General features: G+C 74.6%; 20 protein-coding genes. 5 read left to right on the top strand and 15 right to left on the bottom strand.

Annotation, left to right across the window (positions count from 1 at the left end):
• Positions 1–27: 27 nt before the first annotated feature.
• Both ACIQNG_RS28690 and ACIQNG_RS28685 read left to right on the top strand, forming a co-directional pair.
• Entirely contained in the window at positions 28–459 is a 432-nt protein-coding gene (locus ACIQNG_RS28690; protein ID WP_401489023.1) for a hypothetical protein, read from the top strand.
• A 134-nt stretch (positions 460–593) separates the two neighbouring features.
• A complete protein-coding gene (locus ACIQNG_RS28685) occupies positions 594–1,514 on the top strand; it encodes an ankyrin repeat domain-containing protein (protein ID WP_401489021.1) in 921 nt (306 codons plus the stop codon).
• A 30-nt stretch (positions 1,515–1,544) separates the two neighbouring features.
• Here ACIQNG_RS28685 and ACIQNG_RS28680 read toward each other — a convergent pair whose 3' ends face one another.
• The 9 genes from ACIQNG_RS28680 to ACIQNG_RS28640 form a co-directional block, all read right to left on the bottom strand.
• Positions 1,545–2,960, bottom strand: a complete 1,416-nt coding sequence (locus tag ACIQNG_RS28680) for a GAF domain-containing protein (RefSeq protein ID WP_401489019.1) — start codon at positions 2,958–2,960, stop codon at positions 1,545–1,547.
• Positions 2,961–2,963: 3 nt separating this feature from the next.
• Positions 2,964–4,001: a rod shape-determining protein gene (locus ACIQNG_RS28675; protein ID WP_401438262.1), complete on the bottom strand. Its 1,038-nt coding sequence runs from the start codon at positions 3,999–4,001 to the stop codon at positions 2,964–2,966.
• Between the two features lie 228 nt (positions 4,002–4,229).
• Positions 4,230–9,077, bottom strand: a complete 4,848-nt coding sequence (locus tag ACIQNG_RS28670) for an SAV_2336 N-terminal domain-related protein (protein WP_401489017.1) — start codon at positions 9,075–9,077, stop codon at positions 4,230–4,232.
• Positions 9,067–10,110: an AAA family ATPase gene (locus tag ACIQNG_RS28665; RefSeq protein WP_401489015.1), complete on the bottom strand. Its 1,044-nt coding sequence runs from the start codon at positions 10,108–10,110 to the stop codon at positions 9,067–9,069. Before ACIQNG_RS28665 ends, ACIQNG_RS28670 begins: the two co-directional genes overlap by 11 nt.
• A 58-nt stretch (positions 10,111–10,168) precedes the next feature.
• Positions 10,169–11,830 (bottom strand): trypsin-like peptidase domain-containing protein, encoded by a 1,662-nt coding sequence (locus tag ACIQNG_RS28660; protein WP_401489013.1) that lies wholly within the window; start codon positions 11,828–11,830, stop codon positions 10,169–10,171.
• Positions 11,831–11,848: 18 nt separating this feature from the next.
• A complete protein-coding gene (locus ACIQNG_RS28655; protein ID WP_401489011.1) occupies positions 11,849–12,274 on the bottom strand; it encodes a CU044_2847 family protein in 426 nt (141 codons plus the stop codon).
• Between the two features lie 451 nt (positions 12,275–12,725).
• Positions 12,726–14,129 (bottom strand): carboxyl transferase domain-containing protein, encoded by a 1,404-nt coding sequence (locus tag ACIQNG_RS28650; protein ID WP_401489009.1) that lies wholly within the window; start codon positions 14,127–14,129, stop codon positions 12,726–12,728.
• Positions 14,122–15,567: an acyl-CoA synthetase gene (locus ACIQNG_RS28645; protein ID WP_401489007.1), complete on the bottom strand. Its 1,446-nt coding sequence runs from the start codon at positions 15,565–15,567 to the stop codon at positions 14,122–14,124. The genes ACIQNG_RS28650 and ACIQNG_RS28645 overlap by 8 nt, the downstream gene beginning before the upstream one ends.
• Before the next feature lie 160 nt (positions 15,568–15,727).
• A complete protein-coding gene (locus ACIQNG_RS28640) occupies positions 15,728–17,860 on the bottom strand; it encodes a tetratricopeptide repeat protein (protein WP_401489005.1) in 2,133 nt (710 codons plus the stop codon).
• Between the two features lie 341 nt (positions 17,861–18,201).
• Here ACIQNG_RS28640 and ACIQNG_RS28635 point away from each other — a divergent pair, with 341 nt between their 5' ends.
• The gene (locus ACIQNG_RS28635; RefSeq protein ID WP_401489003.1) at positions 18,202–18,471 is read left to right on the top strand and encodes a hypothetical protein; all 270 of its coding nucleotides are present in this window, start codon (positions 18,202–18,204) and stop codon (positions 18,469–18,471) included.
• A complete protein-coding gene (locus tag ACIQNG_RS28630) occupies positions 18,464–19,075 on the top strand; it encodes a DUF6879 family protein (protein ID WP_401489002.1) in 612 nt (203 codons plus the stop codon). Before ACIQNG_RS28635 ends, ACIQNG_RS28630 begins: the two co-directional genes overlap by 8 nt.
• 59 nt (positions 19,076–19,134) lie before the next feature.
• Here ACIQNG_RS28630 and ACIQNG_RS28625 read toward each other — a convergent pair whose 3' ends face one another.
• A complete protein-coding gene (locus ACIQNG_RS28625; protein WP_401489093.1) occupies positions 19,135–20,250 on the bottom strand; it encodes a MerR family transcriptional regulator in 1,116 nt (371 codons plus the stop codon).
• Between the two features lie 158 nt (positions 20,251–20,408).
• Here ACIQNG_RS28625 and ACIQNG_RS28620 point away from each other — a divergent pair, with 158 nt between their 5' ends.
• The gene (locus tag ACIQNG_RS28620; protein ID WP_401489000.1) at positions 20,409–21,278 is read left to right on the top strand and encodes a RimK family alpha-L-glutamate ligase; all 870 of its coding nucleotides are present in this window, start codon (positions 20,409–20,411) and stop codon (positions 21,276–21,278) included.
• An 82-nt stretch (positions 21,279–21,360) separates the two neighbouring features.
• Here the strand turns inward: ACIQNG_RS28620 and ACIQNG_RS28615 are convergent, their stop codons facing one another.
• The 5 genes from ACIQNG_RS28615 to ACIQNG_RS28595 all read right to left on the bottom strand — a co-directional run bounded on the left by ACIQNG_RS28615 (position 21,361) and on the right by ACIQNG_RS28595 (position 24,658).
• Entirely contained in the window at positions 21,361–22,023 is a 663-nt protein-coding gene (locus tag ACIQNG_RS28615; RefSeq protein ID WP_401488998.1) for a TOPRIM nucleotidyl transferase/hydrolase domain-containing protein, read from the bottom strand.
• Between the two features lie 71 nt (positions 22,024–22,094).
• The gene (locus tag ACIQNG_RS28610) at positions 22,095–22,712 is read right to left on the bottom strand and encodes a hypothetical protein (protein WP_401488996.1); all 618 of its coding nucleotides are present in this window, start codon (positions 22,710–22,712) and stop codon (positions 22,095–22,097) included.
• Positions 22,675–23,520, bottom strand: coding sequence for an FkbM family methyltransferase (locus ACIQNG_RS28605; RefSeq protein WP_401488994.1), 846 nt, complete (start codon positions 23,518–23,520; stop codon positions 22,675–22,677). The genes ACIQNG_RS28610 and ACIQNG_RS28605 overlap by 38 nt, the downstream gene beginning before the upstream one ends.
• Positions 23,517–23,744 (bottom strand): Trm112 family protein, encoded by a 228-nt coding sequence (locus tag ACIQNG_RS28600; protein WP_401438233.1) that lies wholly within the window; start codon positions 23,742–23,744, stop codon positions 23,517–23,519. Before ACIQNG_RS28600 ends, ACIQNG_RS28605 begins: the two co-directional genes overlap by 4 nt.
• Complete coding sequence (locus tag ACIQNG_RS28595; protein WP_401488992.1) at positions 23,741–24,658, bottom strand: hypothetical protein; 918 nt, start codon at positions 24,656–24,658, stop codon at positions 23,741–23,743. Before ACIQNG_RS28595 ends, ACIQNG_RS28600 begins: the two co-directional genes overlap by 4 nt.
• Positions 24,659–24,677 lie beyond the last annotated feature (19 nt).

Here is a 24,677-nt window from a genome sequence, read left to right as displayed (position 1 = left end):
GTCCCGGGTACGTCCGTATGAGTCGGCATGTCGCTGGGTGAGCGGATGCGTCGAGGACGGCTCGCGCTGGTCGCGGGGGTGGGCGCGGTCGCGCTGGCCACGGCCTGTAACGCCGGTGCGGGGGAGCGGGCGGACGAGCCGGCCGCGCCCGAGGTGTCGGCGGCCCCCGAGGCCGGGGTGATGGCCCCCGCCAAGGTGGAGGTGATCGCCGCGCTGACCGGGTGCGAACCGAAGATCCGTATCGACGCGGAGGAGTTGCGGCAGGGCGTCTGCCACACCGGACCGGCGGACTATCTGATCACGACCTTCCCGGAGGAACGCCTCAAGGAGACCTGGCTGGACTCCGCGAGGGTGTACGGCGGGAGATATCTGGTCGGCACCCGATGGGTGGTCAGCGCGCGGGCGGAGACGCTCGACGGGTTGCGGGACAGGCTCGGCGGAAGCGTCCGTGAGCTGTGACGCGCCCCGGCCCGCGGGCATCCCTGGACGGTCGGTCCCCCGACGGCCGGCCGGAGCGGTGGCACGTGTCGCCCTCCGGCCGTTCCTGTGACGGGGTTCGATCCGGGAACGTTCGGGTGGGAGGCTGGGTCTCCATGACGACCTTGAACTCCCGTGACCCGCTGGCCGTGGCGGTCACCGAGGCGATCCGCACCGGCGATCTGGCGGCGCTGCGCGCCCTGCTCGCCGAGCACCCCGCACTGGCGTCCGCCGGCATCACCGAGTCCGAGGACCAGGACCGCGCCGGTACCCGCACCCTGCTGCACCTGGTCACCGACTGGCCCGGTCACTACCCGCGCGGCCCCGAGGTCATCGCCACGCTGGTGGCGGCCGGGGCCGATCCCGGCGCCCGGTTCGTGGGCGCGCACGCCGAGACCCCGCTGCACTGGGCGGCGAGCAGCAACGACGTCCCGGCGATCGACGCGCTGCTCAAGGCCGGGGCCGACATCGAGGCGCCGGGCGCGGTGCTCGGCGGCGGCTCCCCGCTCGCCGACGCCTGCGGGTTCGGGCAGTGGCGGGCGGCCCGGCGGCTGGTCGAGCACGGGGCGCACGTCCGGCTGGACGACGCCGCCGCGCTCGGCCTCCTGGACCGGGTCCGGGCGTACGTCGACCAGGACCCGCCCTCCGCCGACGCGCTCGACCTCGCCTTCTGGCACGCCTGCCACGGCGGGCAGGTGGCCGTGGCCCGCTATCTCCACGGGCTCGGCGCCGACCTGGACCGGGTCGGCCCCGACGAGCGGACGCCGCTGGACATCGCCCGCCACCAGGACGCCGACGAGGTGGTGGCCTGGCTCGTGGGGGAGGGGGCCAGGGCGACGAGACGCAGGCCCGCGCCGAGGACCGAGGAGCCGGCCGACCCGGACGGCGGTACGGAACACGCCGAGCACGTCGAGCACGTCGAAGACGCCGAGGACGCCGAGGACGCCGAGGACGCCGAGCACGTCGAGCAGGCCGAGCAGGCCGAGCAGGCCGAGCAGGCCGAGCACGTCGAAGACGCCGAAGAGGCGGCCGGGTAGGCACCGGCGGGGTGGGTGTGGCGGGCCGGGTCACAGCGGGGCCTGCCACCTCACCGTCGTACCGGCCCGCGGGCCCCGGGCGGGGGCGGGGCCGTCGTCGTACACCGTCAGGCTGACGCTCGACCGGCCGTCCGGGAGCCGGGTCGTCGTGTCGACGCCGATGTCGACCCGGGTGACGGACCGGCGGCGGACGATGGCGCCAAGGGCGCCGCGCAGCGCGGTGAGGAGCCGGGCGGCGGTGGGCTCGGGGACCCGGGAGTCGACCGGCCCTGTGAAGCGCACCGAGGGCTGGAAGCCGAGGCGGGCCGCCGCGGTCGCCGTCTCGCGCAGGACCCGGCCGCGCAGGGTCGCCGGGGCCTCGGTCGGGGGCTGCTGAAGGGCGTAGATGGTGGTGCGGACCTCCTGGATCGTGGACTGGAGTTCGTCCACCGCCCGGCCGAGGGTGGCGTGCACGTCCGGCTCGTCCGGTGCCCTGCGCTGGGTGGACTCCAGCATCATCGCCGTCGCGAACAGCCGCTGGACCACGAGGTCGTGCAGATCGCGGGCGATACGGTCGCGGTCCTCGTACACCGCGAGACGCTCGCGGCGGTGCCGGGTGTCGGCGAGCACCAGGGCGACCGCGGCCTGGGAGGCGAACTGGGTCGCCAGCAGCTTCTCCACGTCCGTGTACGGCCGGCCGCCCCGGCGGCGGGGCAGGGCGAGGGTGCCGATCAGCCGGCCCCCGGACTGGAGCGGCAGCATCATGCTGGGGCCGAAGCGGTGGCGGACGTGGGTGGTCATCCGGGGGTCGGTCGCCGAGTCGTCGATGTAGACCGGCTCGCCGCCCAGGAGTTGGACCAGGACCGGGCTGCCCGGCGCGATCGTCGTCCCCACGATGTCCCCCGGGTCGGCCCGGGTGGAGGCGGTGACGATCTCCATGCCGCCCTCCTCGGTGGGCTGGAGGATCACCCCGGCGGCGGCGTCGGCGAGGAGCCGGGCGCGTTCGGCGACCGTCGTCAGGGCGTCGTCCGCGCTCTCCCCGGTGAGCAGCGCGTTGGTGACCGCCGCCGAGCCCTCGATCCACCGCTCGCGCTGCCGGGCCGCCTCGTACAGCCGGGCGTTGCCGATCGCGATGCCCGCCTGCACCGCCAGCAGCCGCAGCAGTTCCTCGTCCCCGGCGGTGAACGGGCCGCCGCCCTGCTTGCCGGACAGCCGCAGCCGGCCGAAGAGTTCGCCCTCGACATGGACGGGGACGTCCAGGGTGCCCGCCCCGGCGGGCGGTTCGGCGGTACGGATCTCCCGCAGCCCGTCCCGCGCCGGGTCGGTCATCGCGAGCGCGGCGTACCGGGCGCCGGTCACCTCGGCGGCCCCCGCCACCAGATGCTGGAGGGTGGTGCCGAGGTCGAGGTCGGCGCCGACGCCGATGACCGCGTCCAGCAGGGGGGACGGCAGCGGCTCGGCCGCCATGGCTCAGCCGCCCAGCGGGTCCAGTGCCAGCGGCTGGATCTGGCCCTCCAGCATCATGCCGAGCCCCTGCACGGCGCAGATGTCGGGCCGCTCGGCGATGTGCACCGGCATCCCGGTGGCCTGCCGCAGCATCTGGTCCAGGCCCGGCAGCAGCGCCGACCCGCCGACCATCATGATCCCCCGGTCCGCGAGGTCGGCCACCAGATCCGGCGGGCAGTCCCGCAGCACCTTGCCGATGCCGTCGAGGATCGCCGTCAGCGGGGTCTGGATGGCGTCCCGCACGGCAGCCGTGTCCACCTGGACGCTGCGGGCCAGGCCGGTGGCGACGTCCCGCCCGTGGATCTCGGTGGACGTCGGCCCCTGCGCGGTCAGCCCGTTGCCGGACAGGGCGAGTTGCAGCGGTCGTACGGACTGGCTGGGCAGCATCAGTTCGTGGGCGTGCCGCAGATGCTGCACGATGGCGTGGTCCACGGCCTCGCCGCCCACCGGGATCCGCTCGGCGGTGACGATGGAGCCCAGCGACAGCACCGCGACCTGGGTGGCCGCCGCCCCGCACACCAGCACCATCGTCGCCTCGGGCTGCTCGACGGGCAGTCCGCAGCCGACGGCGGCGGCGATGAGGGTGTCGACCAGTTCCACGCGCCGGGCGCCGAGGCCGACGAGGGTCTCGATCGTGGCGCGCTGGGCGAGCGGGTCCGAGTCGTGCGGGGTGCAGGCCGCCGCGCGCAGCCGGGGTTTGCGCCGCAGGGTACGGCGGACCTTGTCGCCGAGCAGATGCCGCAGCATCCGCTGGGCCATCTCGATGTCCACCACCGTGCCGCCGGACACCGGGCGCACCACCCGGATGTAGTGCGGGGTGCGGCCCGTCATCTTCTCCGCGAACTCCCCGACCGCGATCAGCGCGCCGGTCCGGGTGTTCACGGCGGCGGCGGACGGCTGGTCCACGACGAGCCCGTCGCCCTTGACGTAGACCCGTGTGCGCGCGGCGCCGAGATCGACGGCGAAGTGGCAGCGGCGCAGCGCCTCCAGACTGGCGGTCATGGCGGATCCTCCCGAGAGCACGGACCGGGCCGCCGGACGGCGGGCCTCTGTTCGCATCGTGCGGTCGGGGCGGGGGCGGCGCCCTTTGTGGGGGGCCGGGTGGGGGGCCGCTGAACGGGCTATTCGTCGTACTTAGCGGGCTCGGGGCGGGCCCCGGGGGCAGGGCGGTTCGGGCGGGTTCGGGTGGGCTTGGGTGGGCTTGCGTGGGCCCGGCTCGCTGATGCGGTGTCACAGACCGCGGGCGGCTTCGAGGAGGGTCGTCATGCCGAGGTCGAGGAAGGGCGCGCCCTCTATCAGCGCCGCCGTCTGCTCGGCCTTAGTGGAGCCGATGACCAGGCAGCGCTCCGGGGGGACCCCCAGCCGGGCGATGGCGCGGTTCAGGAGGGTCGGGTCCGGGGGCAGCGGGGTGCCGCCGGTGTCCCGGCCGTGGACCCCGCCGGTGATCAGCCCCAGCAGCCGCAGCCCGTCGAGGTGGGACTCGGCGGGCTGCGGAGCCGTGCCGGTGACCACGGCCAGCTTCAGCCCCTTGCGGGCGAGGGTGCGGACGCAGGCCACGGCGTCGGGGTAGGGCTTGGCGCCCCGCAGGGCGGCGGCCTCCAGTCCGGCGAGGCGCAGGTGCAGTATCTGGGCGTAGGGGGTGCGGTGGAACGTCCGCAGCAGATCCTGGGGGTGCGGTCGCCCGTCCCGGGTGTGCTCGGCGTCCGCGCGGGGCAGCGGGGCCCCGCCGAGCGCGTCGTCCGGGTTCCGCAACTCGGTGATCAGCCCCACCAGTTCACGGACGGCCCCGGCCTGTTCGCTGCCGCTGTAGAGCCGGGTGAGGGTCCCCTCGAAGCCGAGGACCACGGCGTCCACCCGGCGCAGCGCCTCCACGGCGGTGCGCAGCGGCCCCGAGAGATGGAGGGAGACGTCCCAGCGCACCTCGCAGCCGGGGACGCTGGACGCGGTGAGCGCCTCCACGAGCCCCGTGGTCGTGGGGACGGCCCGGTCCGCCTGCTGCCGCAGCACCTCGGCCAGCCGGGAGCGGAGGGCCGCGTCGACATCGACGCCGGGGTCCCGGACGACATGCCCGGGAACCCGGATCCGCCATGACGCCGCGCCCCGCGCGGTGAGGGCGTCCCGTCCCCGCGCCGGGCGGACGGTCTCCTGGAGCACCGTCCGCCGCTCGCTCAGATCGACCTCGTAGTAGCCCCCGGCGTCGTGGAACACCGTCCGTGTCACCGCCGACGGCTCCGGCAGATACGGCGGGTAGGGGTACGGGCCCCGCACGGCGGGCAGCGGCGGCACGGGCTCCGGGAGGGTGTACAGGAGGGCGCCCCGGGACGCGTCGAGGTGTTCCCGCATCGTCTGCGGGATGACGACGATGCCATGGGCGCCGGTGGGGTCCAGGGCGGTGCGGGCCGCGTCCCACTCCTCCGGGCCCACGCCGTGGACCAGGCACAGCCGGGTCCCGCCCAGCTCCTGGAGGAGGTCGTGGAAGCCGTCGATCGCGGTCAGGAGCACCTCGGGTACGGGGGTGCCGGGACCGGCCGGGAAGGACCAGCCCTCGGTGTGCGCGCGCACCGGGAAGCGGGCCGGGCTGTGGCCGCCCGACGCGAGCAGCCGGGTGAGGGCGCGGCCGAGGAAGGCGTGGGCGTCCGGGTCCGGGGGGTCGTCCGCGAACTCGACGACGATCGTGGCGGCGTCCGACCCGCCGGGCCGCTCCGGTTCCACCGGCCCGTCTCGCTCCTCCGTCTCCTGCGCCTCCTCCGCCTCCTCCGCCTCCTGCGCCTCCTCCGTCCCCTCTGCTCTCTCCGCCCTTTCCGCCGTCTCCGCCCTTTCCGCCCTTTCCGGCCTTTCCGGCCTCTCCGCCCTCTCCGCCCTCTCCGTCTCCTCCGTCTCCTCCGGGAACAGGCTCTCCGGCACCTCGTCGTTCGGCAGGGGGCGTTCCACCGCGTCTGCGTCCTCGGCCTCGGCCTCGTCCTCGGCCTCGAAACGGGAGAACGAGGTGTCCTCGTGGGTGAAGGGATCGTCCTCGGGCGGGCCGCTGCCCCGTTCCGCCTCGTACGGGCCGGGCTGGGGCTGGCCCATGTCCTCGCGGAGTTCATGGCCGAGCGAGAGGAGGTCGGGGCTCCGGCCGCCGGAGAGTTCGTACTCCTCCACTATGTCGAGCGCCTCCTGGAGCAGACCCGAGCGGCGCAGGGCGATCAGATACAGCCGCCGGAAGTCCTCGCGGGCCGGGTGGGAACGGACCAGCCGGCCCAGGTCCTCGGTGGCGCTGTCCAGGTCGTTCAGGTCGAGGTCGAGTTCCGCGCGGGTGCGGCACAGGGCGAGCCGGAGCTGGAGCAGCCGGGTGCGGGCGGTCTCGGCGGCCGGTCCCGGGACACCGTCGAGCGGGGTCTCGCCGCGCCACAGGCCGAGCGCCTCGGCGATCTGCGCGCGGGCCGTCGCCAGGTCGCCCGCCGCGCGGGTCTGCTCGGCCCGCCGTACGAGATCCTCGCACCGGACGACATCCACCCGGTCCTCGCTGGTGTGCAGGGCGTAGCCGTCGGCGCGGGTGGCGACGGCGGCGGTGGGGGCGAGCGCGGTACGCAGCCGGGAGGCCGCGGCGCCGAGGGCGGACAGGGCGTTTTTCGGCTCGTCGGCCGTGTGCCACATGCCCCAGCGCAGTTCGTCGTGGGTGACCGTGCGGCCGGGCTTGAGCAGCAGCATGGCGAGCATGGCCCGGAGGTCGGCAGGCAGGTCGGGGTCGGGGCCGCCGGTGCCGGGGTCGACGCGCAGGGGGCCGAGGAGGCGGTAGTCGCGGGGCCGGTGGCCGCGGCGCGCGGTGTCCCGCGACGCCGGGTCCCGGAGCCGTTCCCGTCCCCGCACCTGGTCGGCCAGTGACGCGGACAGCAGCAGGGTGAGGGTGTCGGCGTACCGGTCCCGCAGCACGGGCGGCAGATGGCGCAGCGCGCCCGGTTCGACGGGGGACTGGACCCGGGGTGTCCCGGACGCCAGGTGCAGCAGCGTCCGGCCCAGCGCCCGCAGATCATCCGAGCGCCCGGCCGGGCCCGAGCTGCGGCCCGGCTGGTACAGGCTGAGCTTGGCGGTGCCGTCGGGCAGCAGCACCACCCGGGACATGCCGACCGAGCCGTGGGACACCCCGGCGCCGTGCAGGGCGGCGAGCCCGCCGGCCAGCTCGGCGCCGAGCCGGACCAGCAGCGGGACGGGCAGCAGGTAGCCGTTGGGCGCGGCCAGGGTGTTGAGCCCGAGGCCGTCGAGCTGCTCCATGACGACGTACCGGGTCTGATCCTCCACACCGAAGTCGAGGACGGCCGTCAGATTCGGGTGCCGCAGCCCTTGGAGCCGCTCGGCGTCCCGCAGGAAGGCATCCGTGCGGGAGCCCACGGCGGTCTTGCTGTGCAGCCGCAGTGCCACCGTCCGCCCGGTCTCGGTGTCCTCCGCCTGCCACAGCGCGCCCGTGACACTGATCCGCCGCACCGGCCGGTAGCGGCGCCGCAGTCCGCGCGGCAGCGACAGCGGCCCGGCGAGCTGGCGGACGCTGTCCTGGCTGACGGTGGCGAACGCCTCCCCGTCCGTCGTCGTCGGGGTGCCGTCCGCCGCCGGGGTCGACGCGGTGAACTCGCCCGGCGCCCGGCCCGCCCGGCTGTCGATCAGCCCGCCCACCCGGTCCAGCAGCTCGGTCGTCCGGCCCCGGGCGGTGCGCGGCAGCCCGCGCAGCAGCACCTCCCGCACCCCCGGCCGGAACGCGTACGAGCCGGGCGGCCCGGCGGTGGCCGTCAGCAGCCCGCCGAGGATCACCTCGGCGAGGTGCTGGGGGCGCGGCTCGGGTTCCAGGGCCGCCTGGACCAGTCGCATCACCGGCAGTTCGGGGCGACCCACCGCCACATGCCCGGCCAGCCGGAACGCCTGCGGCGACGCCGACGCGCGGAAACGCAGCACCAGTTCCTCCGGGCTGAGCCGGGCCAGGTCCGTGCCGCCGGCGCCGTCGGGCGGGGTGCGGCCGAGGAGCGCCACCGCCGCCGGGTACGCGGTGCCGCCGGGCGCCGCCACCAGCGCCGCCCAGTTCGCCAGCCAGCCCGGCTCCGGCTCCAGCACCGGCAGCGGGAACGCGCCGTCGACCACCTCCGGGTCCGGGGCGTCGTACGGGGTGAAGGCCAGGGTCGTCGCCGGGGCCGCCGGGTGGGGCGCGGTGAGGCGGCCGGGTGTGGTCGGCAGGGCCGTGTCCCGCCACAGGTGCTCCGGGAGCGGCTGGATCACGGCGAGCGGCATCCGCCGCGCCCAGCGGCGCAGGGTCGGGTACCAGCGGTCGGCGGCCGGGCCCTTGCGCCACTGGGGGCCCGTGCAGTCGCTGATGAGCAGGGTGACGGTCCGTCCGTCGGCGGGGGCGTGCGCGGCATGGCCCCGGACCGTGCCGTCGGGTTCGGCGCGGTGCAGGGTGACCGTGCGGAAGACCCCGGACTGGGCGAGCGCGCTGTGCAGTTCGCGTACGAGGGGCCGCCACACCGGCATCGTGGGGCCGGTGTCGTGCACCAGGTGCAGCCGCAGCCAGCGTTCCCGGGCGGGGCGCAGCACCGGCAGCCACCAGCGGGGGTCGGCGTCGAGCCGGGCGATGCGCTCGGCGGTGGCCCGCTCGTCCAGTTCCCGGCCCTCCGGGGCGTCGGCCCACCGCTTCAGCGGACGCAGTGCCCGTTGCAGTCCGAGCGGATGCCGCAGCATCGGGGGCGCCGGGGCGAGCAGCGAGGCGTGCCGGGGGCCGGTCGCGGCCGGGGTGGACGCGGGAGCGGGGAGGTGGAGCGGGGCCCGTGGGGGCGCGGGCTTCTCCGGCCGCCCCGGGGGCCCCGGCCGCTCGGGGGCGGGGGGTGGCGCCGGGGGCGGGGCGGTGTCCCGGACGGGGGGTCGCGGGGTGGGCGGCGGTGGTTCGCCTTCCGCCGCGCCGGGCTCCTGCTGCCGCCGCTCGGGTTCCATGTGCCCGGCGAGCCAGAGCAGTTCGGCCAGTTCGCGCGGGGCCGGGCGGTCGCCGGAGGACGCCTCGGCCAGCAGGGCGGCGAGACGGGAGAGCGGTGACGGGTCGTGGCCCGGTGGCTCAGAAGGCATCGGCCTGTGGATCCCGGCCCAGATACGGCATCAGCCGCTCGGCCAGTTCGTCGAGCGACTCGGTGCCCAGGTCAGAGGCGCGGGCCAGGTAGATGGCGTTGAGGAGCTGATCGGTGGCGAGGTCGCCGCCGCCCACCCGGGACAGGAACCGCTCGATCAGCTGCTGCGCGTACGCGTCGGGGGCCCCGAGGTGTGCGCGGACGATGTCCGCGAGATGCCGGTCGTCGGGCTGCCGCAGCCGCAGGGTGACACAGCGGCGCAGGAACGCGGGCGGGAACTCGCGCTCACCGTTGCTGGTCAGCACCACGAACGGGAACGCGGCGCAGCGCACCCGCCCCCGCTGGACGGGCACCCGCGCGTCGGTGCCGTCGGCGAGGACCTGGGCGGTGGGGGTGTCCCGGGCGGCCCGTACCAGCTCGGGGATCTCGTACTGGCCCTCCTCCAGCACGTTCAGCAGGTCGTTGGGGAGGTCGAGGTCGCTCTTGTCGATCTCGTCGATCAGCAGGGCGCGGGGGGTGGCGTGGGGCAGGAGCGCGGTGCCGAGCGGGCCGAGCCGCAGATGGTTCTCGACGTCCGTCCCCGGGGTGTCCGTCGCGGGGGCGTGGCGCTGCTCCGGGGCGGACACGGCCACCGCCCGCCGGGCCGCGTACAGCCGGGACAGCGGGTCGTACTGGTAGAGCCCGTCGTGCAGGGTGCTGCGGCTGGTGATGTTCCAGCGCAGGACCGGGCCGAGCCGCAGCTCCCGGGCGACCGCGTACGCCAGTGAGGACTTGCCGGTGCCGGGCGGTCCGGTGACCAGCAGCGGGCGGCGCAGATAGAGCGCCGCGTTGACCAGTTGCACGGTCTCCGGGGTGGCCTGGTAGGTCTCGGCGCGGTGGGTGCGGTCGGGGGAGCCCGCCGAGGGGTCCTCGGCCTCGTCCGGCGCGTCGAGCAGCGGGCCGCCGTCGAAGGCCCGCCACGGCGGCGGCGGGGGCAGCTTCCCGATGCCGTCGTGCGGCGCGTTCGTACCGGTGTAGACGGGCCACAGGGGCATGGGTCCTTCGTCCTCTTCCTCGCTCGGTCCCCGGCGGTCGGCCGGGTCGGTCTCTCGTTCAGGCCACCGGTGAGTGGCGGCTGGCGGCCGGTTCGGGGAAGCAGCGCGGGTCGTCCCAGAGCAACTGGACGTCGTACGCCCAGTGCCGGTCCGGCCGGTCGGCCGCCTCCGCCGTCTCCCGCAGGTCGAGCACATGGCGGGGGAGCTGCGCGGGCGGCACCTGGGCGACGGAGTCGGCGACCTCGGCCAGGAACGCCCCGCCCTCGCAGGGTCCCGGGTGGCGTATGCCGGTGCAGCCCGCCCTCGGCCACAGCAGCACCGGCACGGGGGCGTTGAGGCCCGCGTCGAAGTGCTCCTTGGCCGCGTCGGGCGCGGTGGCGTACGCGGCCAGGCCGGTGTCCCGGTCCCGCAGCCGTTTGCGCAGGCTCGGCGGGTGCTCGGGGGTGTCGCAGGCGACGGGGTGCGCGGCGGTGCCGTCCTCGCCGTCGAGCCGCTGCCACTTCTTGGCGAGCTGGTGGCGCAGCCGCCCGCTGCGGTGCCGGGCGCGGTCGGCCACCACCAGCGGGTAGGCGGAGCCCAGCGGGGTGGGGTCGTCGTCGCTGCACGCCCAGCGGGCCACCGGCTCGTTCAGCCACTCACGGGGCAGGACGAAGGTGACCAGTTCCTCGGCGTCCGGCGCGAGCTGGGTGAACGCCTCGTCGATACGCTGTTGGACGAACGTCCGCACCTGCCCCCGCGGCAGCCGGTGGGCGCCCACCGGGCGGCGGTGTCCGTCGCGGTAGGCGAAGACCTCCACGGTGACCTGGTCGGCGCCGGCCCCGCTGTGCCCGATCTCCACGACGATCGGCGACCAGGTGCCCGGGGTGCGGGGCGCGGCCGGGGGCGCGGGCCTGAGCAGCGCCTCCAGCCGGTCCGCGAACCGGGTCACCGCCTGCGCGTCCGGCACCTCCAGCTGGACGTACGCCGCCGCCCGCGCCAGCGAGTCGAAGCCGTCCGGGGGCAGGGGCGGCCCGAAGTCCCCGACCGCGTCCACGTACAACTGGTCCGGGCGGTACGGCAGTGCGGCCCGTTCCGCCTCGCGCACCAGGGTGTACAGACGCCGCCGGGTCCCGGTGTCGTGGCCCTCGGTGGGGACCAGTTCGCCCAGCTCGGCCCAGTAGCGGGCCATCACCTCGACGGGCAGCATCCGGCCCACCCGGACGTCCCGGGCGCCGGCGACCGCCGTGACCATCCCGACCACCGTGCCGTCGGCCCGGGCCACCGCCGCCCCGCTGAATCCGGCGGCGAGCGGCTGGCCGTGCGCGGTGAGGGCCTCCAACTGCACCCACTCGTCGGAGATCAGCGGGCCCGGCAGTGCCCGGTAGGAGGCGAGCATGCCCTCGTCGTGGCCCTTGGGGAAGCCGTAGGCGACCAGTTCGGGGCTGCCGTGCTCGGCGCCCGGCGGGGCGAACGCGGCGGGCGTCTGCGGCACTTCGCGGTCCAGTTCCAGCACGGCCAGGTCGCCGGGGTCGGCGGCGCCGCCCCGCCAGCCGCCGTGCACGGCCACGGACGCGGTGATGCCGCCGAGGTCCCGGCGGCCCGGGAAACTCACCGTCACCCCGGTCATCTCACTGGCCTGTACGACATGAGCGCAGGTCAGCAGGTGCCGCGCGGAGACCAGGAAGCCCGCGCCGACCTCTCGGCCGCACTCGATCCTGGCGTGCCAGGCGGTGTTCCTCATACCGTCCTCGCGCCGCCTTCACGCCTGCCCGGCGGACGGCCCGCGCCCGGCGTCCGCGTGCGGTCCCGCCCCCGGCGCTCCGGTGTCCTGCCCGCTGTCCTGCGCCGGGTCCCGCCCGGCGTCCCGTGCCGTCCCCGGTGACCAGCTGAGCCGCACCACGAGATGGCCCTCGGCCGCCCCCTTGGCGATCACCGCGCCGGTCTCCGCGCTCAGCTTCACCCCGAACTCCAGCTCCACCGCGTCGGGTCGCAGCGCCCCGTCGCGGAACACCCGCAGCGCCGACTCGGCCGCCGCCCGCACCCCGCCGAGGGCGCTCTCGAAGGTGCGGGCGGCCTGGGCGGGGCCGTCACCGCGGGAGATGAGCCGCGCGCCGGGGTCGTCGTCCGCGCTCTCCACGACGACCAGCGCGCCGTCCTCCGTCTTGAACTCCAGCAGACTGTCCATGCGCCGCTCGCTCCCCCGTGGTCCAGGTGTCCTGCCGAACTCCATTCTTACGGAGCGGACTTGCGGATGTCGCGTCAATGTGGCGGGACCCGCCGTCACGGGGCGGGGGCGGGGGCGGGGCGGCGGACGGGCCGCGCAACGCGGACGGCGCCGCCCCCCTGGGACGGGGAGGCGGCGCCGCGGGCTCTTCGGACCGTCAGACCAGCCAGCCGACGAAGTGGATGAGGCCGGCGAGGATGTCGGTGAGAAGGTTCATGATCGTGCTTTCTCCTTGCGGTGGCGCCAGGGGTGCGTGGAGCACCCTTGGCACGGTGATGGGACCTGCGCTCCGTCACGGTCTGCAGCCCGTCGCTCGCGCACCGTAAGTATCGTCAATCACATGAGTCGAATGCCACCTCACGGGTGACGATCACCTGTTCCAGGGAACACCTGCTCGTTTGTTCGGTCCCGCTCAAACGGGGGCTGGCCCGCCTGGCTCCGCCTCCACCGCCTCGGCCAGCCCCAGCTCCGCCAAGTCCTGCGGCCGGAGCCGGAGTTGATCCGCCGTGGCCCGTGTCTCCGCCGGTCCCCGCTTCAGGATCTGCGCGGCCAGTTCGGGCGCGATGACCGAGAAGTAGCCGTCCGGGACGACATAGGTGCGCTCGGGCGCCGCCAGCGCCAGTGCCCCGCCCGAACCGCCCTCCCCGATCACCAGCGTGGTCACCAGCGTACGCGCGGCGGCCACCGCCTCGAACACCTCCGCGATGGCCGCGCCCGCTCCCTGCCGCTCCGCCTCCGCGTCGTTCGCCGCGCCCGGTGTGTCCACCAGCGTCAGCACCGGGACGCCCAGCCTTCCCGCGAGCCGGATCAGCCGGGCCGCGGTGCGGTAACCGGCGGGCCGGGTCGCCGCCCCGGTCTGCGCCGCGTACGCGACCGTACGGCCGTCGTGCGCGCCGAAGCCGCACAGCATGCCCTCCGGGTCGGTGCCGCCACAGCGGTCCCCGCTGATCGCCGCCCGCTCGGTGAAGTAGGCGTCCAGATAGCGCCCGGCCCGCGGACGCCCGGCAGCACGGGCCCGCACCACCGCCTCCCACCCGGTGGCGGGCAGACCGCCGGCGCCGAGCGGGACGGGCGGGGGAGCGGGCGGAAGGCACGGGGCGCAGGGCGTGTCGTGCTCGGCGGACGAGGGCGAGGGACGCCGGGAGGACGGTCCCAGCAGGCGCAGCCAGCGCCCGAGGACCGCGCGCAGGGCGTCCGGCGCCACGACGGCGTCCGCCGCTCCCGCCGCCACCTGGGCCTCGGCCGTGTACGCCGCCGGATCCGCGTCCGGTGGACGCACCCGCGAGCCCGCGAAGCCGACCTGGGCGCCCGGCAGCGCCAGGATCACGTCGGCGCCCGCGCCCAGCGTGGCCCAGCCGCCGCCGGTCGTCGGATCGCGCAGCACCGCGATCTGGGGCAGCCCGGCGGCCCGGGTCAGCACCGACTGCCGGGCCACCCGCTGGAGTTGGCTGAGCGCGACCATCCCCTCCTGCATCCGGCTCCCGCCCGTCGCGATCAGCGGTACGACGGGCAGCCGGTGCGCCCGCGCGTACGTGTACGCCGCCTCCAGCCGGTCCCCGGTCCGCGCGCCGAGCGAGCCCCCGAGGAACCCGAACTCGAAGGCGATCAGCACGGCCGGGGTGCCCTCGACGCGCCCGGTGCCGCAGACGACGGACTCGTCCTCGCCGGTACGGGCCGCCGCGCGGGCGCGGGAGGCGTCGTAGCCGTGCCAGGCGAGCGGCCCGTCGGGGCCGTACTCCCGCATGACCGACGCGAGTTCGGTGAAGTCGTCGGTGACGAGGGCGAGGAAGGCACGGGCGGACAGCCGGTCAGCCATCGGGGAGGGCCCGCTTCAGGATCTTGCCCATGTCGTTGCGGGGCAGGGCGTCGAGCCGGCGGATCACCCGGGGGCGCTTGTGCGGGGCGAGCCGGCGGGCCACGTGGTCGGCCAACTCCTCGTCGGCGGGCGGCGCCCCGGGGTCCGCCGGGACGATCCAGGCGACGATCCGCTCCCCCAGGTCGGGGTCCGGCTCCCCGGTGACGGCGGCCTCCCGCACTCCCGGATGCTCCAGCAGCGCGTTCTCGATCTCCCCGGCGCCGATCTTGTAGCCGCCGCTCTTGATGAGGTCGGTGGCCTTGCGGCCGACGATGCGCACATAGCCGTCGGGGTCGCGTACGGCCATGTCGCCGGTGCGGAACCAGCCGTCGGCGGTGAAGGCGTCGGCGGTGGCGTCGGGCCGGTTGAGGTACTCCGTGAAGAGATTCGGCCCGCGCAGCTGGATCTCCCCGACGCTCTCCCCGTCGAACGCCGCGACCGGCGCCCCGTCGTCCCCCGCCAGCCGCAGCTCCACGCCGGGCAGCGGTACGCCGACGGTGCCGGGGCGGGCCTCGCCGTCCGCCCGCACGCTGGTGTTCATCAGCGTCTCCGTCATGCCGTACCGCTCGATCACCCGGCGGCCGGTCGCGGCGGCGATCCGCTCGTGGTCGTGGACGGGCAGCGCGGCCGAACCGGAGACCAGCAGCCGGGCCCCGGCGAGCGCCTTCACCAGCGCCGGGTCGCCGGGGAGGGCCTCGGCGATCCGGTGGTACATCGTCGGCACCCCGAACAGCATCGTCGCGCCGCCGCCCAGCTCGCGCGCGACACCCGCCGTGTCGAACCGCCCGAGGTGCCGCACCGAACCGCCGCGCCGCAACGGGCCGAGGATGCCGAGGACCAGCCCGTGCACATGGAACAGCGGCAGCGCGTGCACCAGCACGTCCGCGTCCGTCCACTGCCAGGCGTCGGCCAGGGCGTCCAGGGTGGCGGAGACGGCCCGGCGGGACAGGACCGCGCCCTTGGGCGGCCCGGTGGTGCCGGAGGTGTAGACGATCAGCGCGGGCGCGGAGTCATCGGCGGAGTCCTCCGGCGCGGGCCCCTCCGCCCGCACGTCGACCTCGATACGCGGCACCCCGTCGAGCGCGGCGGGAAGCGGGGCGCCGGGCGCGGTGAGGACGGCGTCCGGGGCGCTGTCGCCCAGGATGTGCCCCAGCTCTCGCTCACCCGACCGGGGGTTCAGCGGTACGGCGGTGACCCCCGCGCCGAGCACCCCCACGACCGCGACGGCGGTCTCCAACTCCGAGGTGGCCCAGACGGCGACCCGCCGCGCCCCACGCACCCGCACGGCGACGGCCCCCGCGGCGGCGGCGAGCCCGCCATAACCGAGAGCCCGCTCACCGAACCGCACGGCGGGCCGATCGGCGGAAGCCTGGACGAGGGCCGGGAAGAGTGAGGACACGTGTCGTACTCCTTGGTTCGTCGTGCTGCGGTTCGTCGTGCTGCGGTTCGTCGTGCTGCGGTTCGTCGTGCTGCGGTTCGTCTGGTGCGGTGCCCGGCTGTCGGGCCGTGTCGTCCGCTCGTTCCGCAACGTACCCCCCTCACCCGGGCTGAGCCACGCCCTACGCCTCGCCCCCCGACGTGAACTCACGCAGCAGTGCCCGGCTCGCGACCGTGAAGGGATGGTCCGGGCCGAGGCCGCGTTCCCGCCGGGCCAGGACATCCGTCATCACCTCGATCGCCGTGTCCACGTGGCCGCGTGCGGCCTGGGTCCGGGCGTGGAGTTGCCGGGCCGCGAGCGCGATCGGGTAGTCGGGTCCGAAGCGTCGCCCGTACCCCTCCGTGACCAGCCCGATCTCCTCGTCGGCCTCGTCGAGGCGGCCCAACTGGTACAGCGCCCAGGCGTGGTTGTGGTGCGCTCCCAGCGTCACCGTGTGGTCGGGGCCCAGATGACGGGCACATTCCGACGGCAGGGCCAGGAGCCCACCGTGGTCCTCGGCGGCGGCCTCCGCGGCGGGCAGCAGGACCAGCAGGCTGGAGCGGGAGCGCAGCGTCAGGGGATGGGTCGGCCCCAGGGCTCTGCTCCGGCCGGCGATCGTGGCCCGGAGCCGGGCAACGGCCGCGTCCCGGCTGCCCAGATTTCCGAGCACCAGTTGAAGGCCGTGACCGCTGTCCAAGGTGTCCGGATCATCCGTCCCGAACCGCTGCTCCTGAACCGCGCGAACCCTTTCGAGTAACTCCTCGGCCTCGTCGTACCGGCCCAGCCGGAACAGCGCGCGACCGGCCCGGGAACGGGCTGCCAGCACGAGACGGTGCTCCTCGCCCAGCCTGCGCTCGGCCAGGTCCGCCGCGGTTCGGGCCGTCTCCCAGGCGGACAGGTACTCCCCGGTGCGGTGCAGGGCGACGGACAGCCGGGTCACCACGGCCAGGGCGTCGGCCAGGGGACGCGGGTCGTGGACGCGTCGTAGCAGGGCGAGCCCGTGCGGCACCAGCAGCCCGAGCAGTGGATCGTACGGGCCCGCGTCGGGGACCACGGCGACGGCCCGGTCCAGGAGGCGCACAGCGGTCGCGTCGAGGGCGGGCAACCGGTCCGGCGGAGTCGCCGTCGCGACGCTGTCGAGCAGCACCCCGTGGCTCTGTGCGCACCGCTCCCCGACGTCCACCAGCTCCGTCAGCGATTGGTCGAGCAGTGCCCTCAGCGCGGTCTCGCATCGGGCGCGGGGCAGGACGCCACTGATCTCGGCTCGGTTGAGCAAGGACAACGGCAGTGGTTCGGGGGCGAAGCGGGACAGCAGTCTCAGCAGGGCGGTCGCCTCCGGCAGACCTCGGGCCTCGAAGGCGTCGAGAGTCAGTTGCCACGTCAGGCCGACCAGGTGCCGTGGGTCCTCCTCCGACAGGGCATCGGCTCCCTGGTCGATGAGTCCGACCCGTTCCTCGTCGTCCAAGTGGCGCCCGTACGTCTCCATCGTCCATGGATCGAGCACCTGTTGGGAGAGGAAACCGCCGGCCAGGGTGAGGGCGAGCGGCAACCGGCCGAGGCGTTCCGCGATCTCCGCCGCCTGCTCCCGTGTGCCACTGTGCGGGGCGAGGTCGCACAGCACTCGCGCCGCGTCGTCGCGCGGCAGTACCCCGATGTGTTGCAGCTCGGCCCCCGGCCACCAGCGGGGAGCGGAGCGGCGGGTCGTCACCACGACCGTGCCGCCCCGACTGGTGCGCAGCCAACTGCCGTCCCGGAGGATCTCGGGGTGGTCGGCGTTGTCCAGGACCAGCAGCCAGGGCTCCGCGGAGCGGTCGAGGTACTGCCAGACCAGGTCCGCGGCCGGGCGCAGTCCGTTGCGGGCGGCGAGCAGTTCGCCGTCGTCGGCTCCCCGGTCGGCCGCGACGGCGAGCATTCCGGCGCGCAGGCTCGCGCGGTCGGCGGCGCTGACCCAGAGACCGACCCTGCCGTACGCGCCGACGGCCTGCTGGAAGAGTGTGTAGGCGACCGCGGTCTTGCCGCAGCCGCCCATGCCGTACAGCACGTACACCTGTCCGCCGCGCCCCGCACGCACACTCGCCCGCAGGCGTTCCAGCACCTCGAAGCGGTCCCGCAGTACAGCGGGGGGCCTGCCCACCGCCGGTCGGCGCACCGAGTCGGGTCCGAGGGACGTGTTCGCCTCGTCGCCGTAGTGGTGGTGCTCGCTGATGTGCTGGTCGCCCGACGCTTGATACACACGGCCACGGTCCTCGGCGTGGCCGTCCATGTCGCCTGTCATCGCTCTGTGATGTGCTGGTCGCGCCCCGCCTGATGGATCCGGGCCCGGCCGGACCCGGTGGCGTGCAAGGTGACCGGTGTGACTCCAGCGCTCTGCGCGAGGAGAGCCGTCTGCGGGTCCACAGTTCCCCCTGACCGGAATTTACGAATGTTCGGACTATATGCCGAACTATCGAATACCCTTCCTGTCCTGCGACTATGTATGGTCGCACCCTTGAGTCGGAGGGGACAACAAGGGACCAGCCCCTGCTTCACCTCCACCGCGTCCGTTTATGGCATATCCGCTCGATGCGCTGAGTGTTACGGTGGTGACCTCTGGCCCAACCGAGGGGGCGGGTGGTCATGACCAGGCCATGGGAAGCCGATCCGGCCACGACATTCAAGCGGCGACTGGGGAAATCCCCGCAGGAGCTGGGCAATACGACCGATAATCCTGACTGCCCCGATATCTGGGAGTTGGAGAACGGGGACATCGCAGTCGTGGGCCGGGATCTCACCGGCTCCCTGGGCGAGAAGCTGCCACCAGGGGTCTCCGTAGGCGCGGACGAACGGCTCGTAGTCATCCCGAGGAACATGTTGATCGCGGCGAAACCGGATATCCCGAATGTTTGATTCCTTCCCGCTCGGCGTTTCGGAACGCATGGATCGCTCCGCGTACCACGCGGACTTCCGGCGGGCCTACTCAGCCGGAATTGAGTACCTGAACAAGCTGGAACGAGGGCAGAATTTCAAGGAGCGCGGATTCGCCAGTTGGGAAGCCTTCGCCGCCGGCGAATGGGACCAGGCGATCTCACTCGTCCAGGAGAAGCGCGATGTCTACGCCGAGCAGTTCCGCGAGGCGGCACGGCTGAACATTCTGCAACGCCGCCTGCGTGTGGTGGAATTCCCCGTCACCCCGTATGTGCAATGGGAGTTTTTCGTGCTGCGTCTGCGCGTGGAGCTGGGTGACAACATCAGGGTGCTCGATGCGCGGAAGATCTCGGACATCGAGAAGGATCGCCCGGTACCGGAGGTCGTGATCCTCGGGGACGCCGCCATGTACGAGGTGCTCTACGACGACGACGGGAATGCGATGGGAGCGCGTCGCTTCTCCGACCCCGCACTGATCCAGGAGACATCCGCCGGGTTCGACGCGTTGTACGAGCGCGGGGACGACTTCCACGACTTCTTCGACCGGGAGATCGCCCCTTTGGCTCCGCCCGCGACCGCCTACTGAGTCGAGCGTCTCTCCCCACCACGGGGAAGAGGTTCGTTTCGCGGCGGCCCCGACCGTGCTCAGTCGACCGGTGTCGTCGTCACCTCCGCCACCACGCAGCTCACATTGTCCGGGCCGCCTGCCTCGTTGGCGGTGGTGACCAGGGTGTGGACGGCGGACTGGGGGGTCGCGGCGGTGGTGAGGGTCGTGCGGATGACGGCGTCCGGGACGACGGTGGACAGGCCGTCGGAGCACAGGAGGTAGCGGTCGCCGGGGTGGGCGTCGTGGAGGTGGAGGTCGGGGGCGGTGGTGGGGCCGGTGCCGGTGAGGGAGTTGAGGAGCAGGGCGCGCTGGGGGTGGCTGGTGGCCTCCTCCGGGGTCAGTCGGCCCTCGTCGACCATCGACTGGACGACGGTGTGGTCGTGGGTGATCCGGAACAGCCCGCCGTCGCGCAGCAGATACGCCCGCGAGTCCCCGATGTGGACGAGGGCGAGCTGGGAGCCGGTCCAGAGCATCGCGGTCAGGGTGGTCCCCGCGTCGGGCGCCTCCTGGGCCTCCTGGGCCTCGGTGGCGTTCTGGACGGCTACCGAGGCGTCCCGTACCGCCGTCTCCAGCAGGTTGAGCACCTCGCCCGCGGGGACCGCGGACTCCTCCAGTCCCTCCAGTTCCTTCAGGGTCTCCACGGCCGCCGTGCTCGCCGGGCCGCCCGTCGGGCCGTAGCCGTCGGCGACCGCGAGCAGCCGGGTCCCGGCGTACGCGGTGTCCTGGTTGGCGGGGCGTACCCGGCCCCGGTCGGAGTGGGCGGCGTAGCGCAGGGCGAGAGGGGTGCGAGGGGAGGTCATGGTGAGGTCCTTCCGGGGTCGGGTCCTGGGTCGGGTCAGGAGGTGGTCCACCAGGAAGGCCGCCAGGTCGCGCCGCTCGGCCGTCTCCGCCTCGACCCGCGCCCAGAACGCCCGGATCTCCCGTGCCGCGTCGGCCGCCGGCAGGTCGCCCACCTCACGGATCCGCGCGAGCGGCATCCCGAGTCGGCGCAGCCAGGCCACGAGGCGGGCGCGTTCGAGCTGGGTGGGCGCGTAGTACCGGTAGCCGGTCTCCGGGTCGACCCGGGCGGGACGCAGCAGATCGAGTGCGTCGTACAGTCGCAACGCCTTCGGCGACAGCCGGGACGCCCTGGCGAACGCCCCGATCGTCAGCATGTGCTCCACCTGGATCCTCCTCCGCTTCCACACCCGATGCTCACGCCTGCCCGAGGGTGAAGGTCAAGCACGGTCCGGCCCCGTGGATTCTCGGATGCCTCCCCGTCCCCGGGTTGTTAGCCTGCCCGCTGTTGTTCCTGGTCTAGGAGGGGGCCTTCGTGGCTCGGATTGCGCTTGTCACCAGTCGTCCCGGGGCCGACGTCGTGGCCGATCCCGATCTGCCGGTGCTGCTGGAGGCCCTGCGGGCGGCGGGCGCCGAGGCGCAGGGTGTCGCATGGGACGACCCGGACGTGGACTGGGGCGGGTTCGATCTCGCCGTCATCCGCTCCACCTGGGACTACAGCTGGCGCGCGGCGGAGTTCCTCGACTGGGCCGAGCGCTGCGGGCGGGCCACCCGGCTGGCCAACCCGGCGCAGATCGTGCGCTGGAACGTCGACAAGCGGTACCTGGGAGACCTCGCCGCCGCCGGGATACCCACCGTCCCGACCCGCTACCTCGCCCCCGGCGAGCCCGCCGACCTGCCGGACGGGCACGAGTACGTCGTCAAGCCGACCTCCGGCGCGGGTGCCCGGCTCGCCGCCCGCTACACCCCCGACCGGCACGCCACCGCCGTACGCCAACTGGAGCGCATGCACGCCGACGGCTTCACGGCGATGATCCAGCCGTACGTCGACGCCATCGACACCACCGGCGAACGCGCCCTGGTCTTCTACGGCGGCACCCTGCGCCACGCCATCCGCAAGGGCCCGGTCCTCGCCCGGGGTACCGCCTACGACGAGCGCAAGGTCCCGCACCCGGGCGTGGAGCCCTGGACGCCGACCGGCGCCGAGCGCACCCTCGCCGAGCGGGCGCTGGCCGCCGTGCCTGGCGCTTCCGGGCTGCTGTACGCCCGGGTCGACCTCGTGGACGGGGCCGACGGGGAGCCCTGTGTGATGGAGCTGGAGCTGGTGGAGCCGCATCTCTTCCTCGATCTGCACCCCGGCTCGGTCGAGCCGATCGCCGCGGCGATGCTGGCCGCCGCGCGCTGACCGCACGCCGCACGCCGCGCGCTCACCGCACGCCGGTCGTCGCACGCCGCCCCCGCCCCCCGCCCCCCGGTCGCCGGGGTTCTCAGACGCGGGCCAGCAAGCGGTCCAGCGGGCGCGGCACCCGGTCCAGGGACAGACGGTCCACCATGGCGTGCGCGTAGAGCGTCTTGCGGCCCGCGTGGGTGCCCATGAAGCGGCGCAACTGGTGGTCGACCGGGCGTCCGCGCTGGGCGGGCTGCCCCTGGAAGGTGTGGAAGGGGCGGCTCTCGCCCTGCGCGTCGATCACCTCGACCACACCGTCGGCGCCCAGCGCCCGGATCAGCTCGTCCTCCAGGTCGGCGACGCACAGCTCGAACCCGAGCGCCTCCAGCCCGTCCCGGGTGAGCCCCGTACCCAGCCCCACCCGTTCCAGATGGCGCCGGAAGTGCCGTTCCTCGCCGAGGTCGCACAGCCCGGCCAGCGGCAGCCCCAGTCCGGGCGGACCGCACACGTCCAGGAAGCGGCCGATGTTGGTGGCGCCGCCCATCGGGACCACCACGACACCCTCCGCGTCGAGGTCACGGCCGTGGCGCGCGGCCAGCGCCGCCAGCGCGGCCCGATCACTGGTCCCCTCGACCAGCACGACGGTCCGTACCCCGTCCGACAGCTCCCGGGCCCGTACGGCGGCCTCGCCCGTACCCGCGCCGGTACCGCCCACCGCCCAGGCGATCAGCGCCTGCCGGAATCCTCCCGACCCGTCGTTCACCGGACGACCTCACTTCCCCCGGCCATCGTGGCACGCCCGCGACCCCGCCCGCACACGGGTTTCCCGCCCCGTCAGTCCGTCACCGCCGTCCGCTGCAACAACCCCCACGTGAACTCCGCGACCACCGCCCGCGGCGCCCCCTCCGCGTCCGGCGCCGTGAAGGCCAGGCCCCAGCGGGTGGGGGCGGTGCCCTCCAGGGGGCGGGCCGGGGCGAAGGCGCGGGCCGCCTCGTCGACCGTGCAGGACCAGGGGGTGAGGTCGGCCAGGGTGCGCAGCGCGGGGGCGGGGGCGCCGGGGGCGCGGACCAGCCACTCGTTCCAGACCGCCCGCCGCGGGCCGACCAGCACCTCGAAGCGCAGGTCGGGCCAGAGCGGCAGCGGCCACTGCCACGCCTCGCAGTCCAGGTCGCCGACCCGGCGGGCGGTCGTCGTCTCCGGGACGCCCAGCACCGAGCGGTAGCGGGCCGCGGCCGGCCGCGAGCGGGCGGAACGGGCCATCGCCTGCCAGCGCTTGTTGGCCTCCCGCATCCGGGCGAGCGGGACCCCCAGCGCACGGCGGGCGTCCTCCACCAGGTCCGGATTGTGGTCGGCCATCCGGCGCAGCAGCACGAGCTGGAGGTCCAGCGGGGTGAAACGGCCGGGGGAGGGGCCGTCAGCGGCGGGGGCGGTATCCGAGGACATACAGTCCATCGTCGCGTACGCCGTGACCGCCCGGTCGGCGGCCGTGCGGCAGGAACAGCACCGAGTTCACATACCGCCGCCGGTGCCGGAAGGGCAGCACCCGGCGCAGCAGCCCCTCGGACGCCAGATGCGCCGTGCCCGCCTGGTGGCTCTCCAGCGGGAAGCCGGACAGCGGCACCCAGTGGTCGCCGGGCAGCACCCAGCCCTCGTAGCCGAGCAGCCGCAGATACGTCACGACCGGTCCCACCGGCTGGATCCGGGACTCCAGTTCCACCAGCAGGGCGGGGTGGTCGCGGGTGAGCAGGGCGGTCGCGCCGCGCAGGACGGCCAGTTCACCGCCGTCGACATCGATCTTGACGAAGCCGACGTCCCGCAGCCCCAGACCGTCCAGGGCGACACAGGGCACCCGCACCGCGTGGGCGTGGACGTCCCGGCGGACCAGCGAGGACAGCCCGCGGTCGCCGCGGTCCCCGGCGGGCAGCCAGAGCCGGGCCGTGCCGGGGCCGTCGGAGGCGGCGGCCTGGACCACCCGGACATTGGGCGGGACCGAGTCCGACAGCAGCCGGGCCAGTCTCGGTACGGGCTCCACCGTCACCACCCGCCGGGCGCGGGCGCTCAGCCGCAGGGTCCAGGGGCCGTACCAGCCGCCGACGTCCACCGCCGTGCCGCAGTCCGCCGGGCACATGTCGGCGATCCGGGCCAGTTCGGGTTCGAAGCGCGGATAGACGGCCCGGGCCGTCGCCGCCACCAGCCGGTCGGGCAGCCGGGCGGCGATCCGCGCGGCCAGGGTGGGGGACCCGGCGTCACCGCCCGTCACGAGGCCATCCGCTTCAGGAGCCGCTCGTGTTCCTCCTCCGCCACCTGTTCCCCCGAGGACGGCAGGAGTTGAGGGACGCCGTCCAGGATCGGATAGCGGCGGCGCAGCCTCGGGTTGTAGAGGGACTCCGCCGGTCCGGGCGGCTCCTCCGGGGGCAGCAGATGCAGGGGCCCTTTGTCGAGCGGACAGGCGAGGATCCTCAGCAGCGGGTCGTCGGGTTTCACGGGGGAGTCAACTCCTTGGCACCGATGGGGGGAGGGGGCGCGCTGTCGTGCTTGGGCATAGTCAGCAGCACGGTGACGGCCAGACAGGTCCCGGCGATCCGCAGCCCGAGCCGCAGCGGGTCGGCGGGCAGCGCCTCACCGAACGTCGGCGTGCCGAGCACGACGGTGTACAGGCAGGTCACGGTCGTGCACACGGGCACGATCAGCGAGGCCCGGCAGCGCTGGAGCGCCGCCTGTGACATCACCAGGCCGAACGCGCCGGTGAACAGCAGCAGATACGGGTACGGGGAGCGCAGTACGCCGGTGACGGCGGCGCCGACGCCGTCCGCCGTGAGGTCGGTGTCGAGATAGCCGGAGACGCCCTTGATGGCGAGCGAGCTGACGCCGTAGAGCAGTCCGACCGCCACCCCGTACTCGACGCCGGTCGTCGGCAGCCGGTGGCGGTGTCCGGCGCCGCGCTCGGCGGAGCGGTACAGCCACACCCCGGCCGCGAGCGACGGGACGCACACCAGCAGCACCAGCGGATACGGGGCGTCCCGGCCCACCGTGTCGGCGGACTCGTCCAGCGACAGGACGACCATCAGCAGCGCCGCCAGGATCGCCGCCAGCGCGTACCGCTCCCGGCCGCTGGTGCGCTCGCCCAGCAGCCGGGAGGACAGCAGCACCAGCAGCACCAGACCGGAGACGAAGATGCCCTGCGCGGCGGCGATCGGCAGCGTCCGGTACACCAGCAGCTGGGCCCCGAAACCGGCGGCCAGCGCCACCGACCCGGCGATCCACAGGGGGCTGCCCAGCACCAGCCGCAGCAGCCGCGCCGGGCGTCGGACACTGACCTCGGGCAGCGCCCCCAGCGCCCGTTTCTCCAGCACGAAACCCGTGCTGTACAGCACGTTCGCCAACAGGGCCGCGGCCACTCCCCACCACATGGCCGGG

Origin of the sequence: Streptomyces sp. NPDC091377, from assembly GCF_044757045.1 — a bacterium.
Taxonomy (GTDB): domain Bacteria; phylum Actinomycetota; class Actinomycetes; order Streptomycetales; family Streptomycetaceae; genus Streptomyces.
Note: the sequence above shows the minus strand (reverse complement) of the source record. Positions and strands in the feature narration are given on the sequence as shown.

Coding starts and splice junctions, on each gene's coding strand:
- ACIQNG_RS28690 (WP_401489023.1), top strand. CDS start 28: ATGTCGCTGGGTGAGCGGATGCGTCGAGGACGGCTCGCGCTGGTCGCG.
- ACIQNG_RS28685 (WP_401489021.1), top strand. CDS start 594: ATGACGACCTTGAACTCCCGTGACCCGCTGGCCGTGGCGGTCACCGAG.
- ACIQNG_RS28680 (WP_401489019.1), bottom strand. CDS start 2,960: ATGGCGGCCGAGCCGCTGCCGTCCCCCCTGCTGGACGCGGTCATCGGC.
- ACIQNG_RS28675 (WP_401438262.1), bottom strand. CDS start 4,001: ATGACCGCCAGTCTGGAGGCGCTGCGCCGCTGCCACTTCGCCGTCGAT.
- ACIQNG_RS28670 (WP_401489017.1), bottom strand. CDS start 9,077: ATGCCTTCTGAGCCACCGGGCCACGACCCGTCACCGCTCTCCCGTCTC.
- ACIQNG_RS28665 (WP_401489015.1), bottom strand. CDS start 10,110: ATGCCCCTGTGGCCCGTCTACACCGGTACGAACGCGCCGCACGACGGC.
- ACIQNG_RS28660 (WP_401489013.1), bottom strand. CDS start 11,830: ATGAGGAACACCGCCTGGCACGCCAGGATCGAGTGCGGCCGAGAGGTC.
- ACIQNG_RS28655 (WP_401489011.1), bottom strand. CDS start 12,274: ATGGACAGTCTGCTGGAGTTCAAGACGGAGGACGGCGCGCTGGTCGTC.
- ACIQNG_RS28650 (WP_401489009.1), bottom strand. CDS start 14,129: ATGGCTGACCGGCTGTCCGCCCGTGCCTTCCTCGCCCTCGTCACCGAC.
- ACIQNG_RS28640 (WP_401489005.1), bottom strand. CDS start 17,860: ATGACAGGCGACATGGACGGCCACGCCGAGGACCGTGGCCGTGTGTAT.
- ACIQNG_RS28635 (WP_401489003.1), top strand. CDS start 18,202: ATGACCAGGCCATGGGAAGCCGATCCGGCCACGACATTCAAGCGGCGA.
- ACIQNG_RS28630 (WP_401489002.1), top strand. CDS start 18,464: ATGTTTGATTCCTTCCCGCTCGGCGTTTCGGAACGCATGGATCGCTCC.
- ACIQNG_RS28625 (WP_401489093.1), bottom strand. CDS start 20,250: ATGCTGACGATCGGGGCGTTCGCCAGGGCGTCCCGGCTGTCGCCGAAG.
- ACIQNG_RS28610 (WP_401488996.1), bottom strand. CDS start 22,712: ATGGACTGTATGTCCTCGGATACCGCCCCCGCCGCTGACGGCCCCTCC.